The organism is Pseudoalteromonas sp. SIMBA_162 (assembly GCF_046535955.1).
In the GTDB taxonomy this organism is placed as follows: domain Bacteria; phylum Pseudomonadota; class Gammaproteobacteria; order Enterobacterales; family Alteromonadaceae; genus Pseudoalteromonas; species Pseudoalteromonas marina.
Window position 1 is genome coordinate 1 of the sequence record NZ_JAWJBQ010000384.1, and the last position, 273, is coordinate 273.

The window sequence follows — 273 nt, forward strand, 5'->3', positions numbered from 1 at the left end:
GCCCAACCCGAAGGCCAGGAAGTGCACGGGGCGCCGCCAGACACTGGCGGGTGCGCGATTCATGGTGCCACCCCGTTCGCGTTACGTGGCGACGCATCACCGCAGGAGCCGTCTGACCCAGAGGCCTGCGTGGCAGAGCCCTGTGTGTCAGAGCCCTGTGTGACAGAAGCCTGCGAGGCAGAGAAATGCTGCCAGCTCTGGCCCGTCGCTGCCTGTTCAACGCCATTGTCCATCAGCATCACGCGCGGCGCATCGCTGCCCGCCGCCTGCATG

1 protein-coding gene is annotated in these 273 nt (G+C 67.0%); it reads right to left on the bottom strand.

Annotated elements, in window-relative coordinates:
* Nucleotides 1-59: 59 nt before the first annotated feature.
* Nucleotides 60-273: hypothetical protein (locus R0J88_RS20140; protein WP_410900895.1), on the bottom strand; the 214-nt coding region annotated here is incomplete at its 5' end.